We start from the raw sequence: 954 nt of genomic DNA, 5'->3' as shown, positions 1-954 counted from the left end.
TTTGAAGTTGTTGTTGACAGCGCCCCTTCTTCATCCCTGGTGGCACGCTATCGAACACATGGATTGGTTCCCTTGTTGGTGGCCGGACAATCTGGGTCTGCTGCGTAGCCGGTCGCTGCTGAGGTGCTGGCTTCGGCGGCGGCGGTTGGCTGGGAGGCTTATTGCTCATAGATCATCAAGTCCAAAATCGTGATCCTTCTGCGGAAATTTCTCATTGATGACCATCGGGTCTCGGACTGGTGGGCGTTTGATGTCCTTGGCTGTCGTAGATGGCAACGATGCAGGGCTATTGGCGGGCTTCTCAGGTTTGCTGGGGGTAATCACTTTCTTAGCGTCCTTTAGCGATTTTGGTGCGACGTCATCCGCCGGCTTTGTTGGGGAAAGGCTGAAAAATACTCCAGCGAGCATGAGGGAGCCAACGCTGGCGATAAGGAATCTGTGCCCAAGCGCGATCCACTCGGCCTTCTTCTTATTTTGGATTGAGTTATTCGACGCGGATTTCGCGTAGGTCTGGTCAAGATGGTAGTAGAACTCGCGCCGCGCCTCCTGTTCGGCTCTTGATTTTGTGATGCCAAGCCCCCGCCACTTCTCCCTATACTCATGCTCGAAATGCTCACGGTCGCCCAGCCATTCAAGCATGTCCGGGGCATGGGAGTATTTGTAACGGACTAGGGACTTGGCAAGGCAGAACAGATTGCAGAGCAGCAGCACTGCCGTTACAGCCAGGGCAATAGAAAGGCCGAGCTTGGACGCTGGATGTTCGATGTCTACCGACCTTGCCATCGTAAGGGCACCGCCAGCCACAACAGTTAGGATGCCTACGGGAAGCGAAAGGCTATTATTCAGGGCGTCTCGACGCTGCAGCTCCCAGAGGTGGTGATCTTTGAACGTCGTGTCCCGGTCCATTGGTTTAGTCCTGCGAACCCGAAGCCAGGGTAATCCCCCCACTTTTAG

General features: G+C 54.9%; 1 protein-coding gene. It reads right to left on the bottom strand.

The window, feature by feature from the left end:
• Nucleotides 1-165 precede the first annotated feature (165 nt).
• Nucleotides 166-954, bottom strand: a 789-nt coding sequence (locus J7360_RS21105) for a hypothetical protein (RefSeq protein WP_209034789.1), incomplete at its 5' end; no start/stop codon positions are given.

Origin of the sequence: Xanthomonas sp. D-99 (genome assembly GCF_017746145.1) — a bacterium.
GTDB lineage: Bacteria > Pseudomonadota > Gammaproteobacteria > Xanthomonadales > Xanthomonadaceae > Xanthomonas > Xanthomonas cissicola.
This window is presented reverse-complemented; position numbering and strand designations above follow the sequence as displayed.